Origin of the sequence: Dolichospermum sp. LEGE 00246, assembly GCF_015207865.1 — a bacterium.
GTDB classification, from domain to species: Bacteria; Cyanobacteriota; Cyanobacteriia; order Cyanobacteriales; family Nostocaceae; genus Dolichospermum; species Dolichospermum heterosporum.
In genome coordinates this window covers 1-1289 of record NZ_JADEWA010000748.1, presented here as the reverse complement: position 1 = coordinate 1289, position 1289 = coordinate 1, and the positions used below count along the sequence as shown (strand labels likewise).

2 protein-coding genes are annotated in these 1289 nt (G+C 41.4%); both read left to right on the top strand.

Annotated features, from left to right (window positions below):
* Window positions 1-112 precede the first annotated feature (112 nt).
* The gene (locus IQ228_RS26105; RefSeq protein ID WP_193965026.1) at window positions 113-766 is read left to right on the top strand and encodes a MotA/TolQ/ExbB proton channel family protein; all 654 of its coding nucleotides are present in this window, start codon (window positions 113-115) and stop codon (window positions 764-766) included.
* Window positions 750-1154 carry a biopolymer transporter ExbD gene (locus tag IQ228_RS26100; protein ID WP_193965024.1) on the top strand — a complete coding sequence of 135 codons (405 nt, stop codon included), beginning with the start codon at window positions 750-752 and terminating at the stop codon, window positions 1152-1154. Before IQ228_RS26105 ends, IQ228_RS26100 begins: the two co-directional genes overlap by 17 nt.
* Window positions 1155-1289 lie beyond the last annotated feature (135 nt).

The window sequence follows — 1289 nt, the reverse complement described above, 5'->3', positions numbered from 1 at the left end:
AGCTGTGTATAAGAGACAGAGACAATACTCTGCCATAGCGATCGCCTATTAATGACATTCTCTTCACAAAAATCTGTTAATCTAGCTTTGTCCAGAATTAGCAAAATAGTCAATGGAAATTAGTAACTTATTCAAAGCTGGTGGCGTAGTGATGTGGCCACTGCTATTTTTTTCCGTTTTAGGAATCACTCTTATTCTGGAACGGATTACCTTTTGGATAGGAATTAGCGGTCGTCAAAATCGCGTAGTCAAGGAGGTGTTAGGTTTTTATCGTCAAGGTAATGTAGTTACCTCCTTAGACATCTTACATAAAAACGCTGATTTACCGATCGCCCGAATTTTTTTAGCGGCTTTAGAATTGGAAGAAGCCAACCCAGAAGAATTTCGCTTGGCTTTAGAAAGTGAAGCCCAGGCAGAAATCCCCTTATTAAAAAGGTTTCAAAACATTTTCGATACAATTATTGGTTTAGCACCCTTACTGGGATTGCTAGGGACAGTTTTGGGGTTAATTGGCTCTTTTGCATCCTTAAATATTGGTGATGTGGGGGGGACAAAAACCGCCGGTGTTACCTCTGGAATTAGTGAAGCTTTGGTATCCACAGCATCGGGATTAGTTGTAGCTATTATTACTTTATTTTTTGCGAATAGTTTTCGCGGTATGTATTTGCGGCAAATTGCTTGGATTCAAGAATATGGTGGTCAGCTAGAATTGCTGTATCGTCGTCATTATGAAAGAGGGGATAGATCCTATGCGTCTACCAGATGAACCTGATGTACCAGCCCAGATTAATATTGTGCCGATGATTGATGTCATCTTTGCTATTTTGACATTTTTTATTATGTCTACTTTATTCTTACATCGTTCTGAAGGTCTGCCAGTGAATTTACCTAAAGCAGCCACAGCCAAAGCCCAATCATCAGCCGCACCAATTACCGTTACGGTAGATTCAGCAGGGGATCTAAGTTTAAATCGCCAGCCAGTCACTTTTGAGACTTTACCAGTAAAAGTACAGGAGTTGATGGGCAAAAATACGCAAGTAGTAGTTATTATCAATGCTGATCAAAGTGCTACTCACGGTCAAGTGGTGATGGTTATGGATCGGGTGCGGCAGGTAAAAGGGGCAAAATTAGCGATCGCTACCCAAACACCTTAATATGTCTCACGCAGAGGCGCAGAGGCGCAAAGAATCAAGATTAGCCGGATTAATTAGGGTTTGCACCAAAAAGTTATCTGTGAGGGCTAGAAGTTCAGAAGAATGAAATTTCTCCCCAACTCCCCCAACTCCCCC

Bases quoted from the DNA above. Each gene is read 5' to 3' on its own strand.
- IQ228_RS26105 (WP_193965026.1), top strand. From the start codon at position 113: ATGGAAATTAGTAACTTATTCAAAGCTGGTGGCGTAGTGATGTGGCCA.
- IQ228_RS26100 (WP_193965024.1), top strand. From the start codon at position 750: ATGCGTCTACCAGATGAACCTGATGTACCAGCCCAGATTAATATTGTG.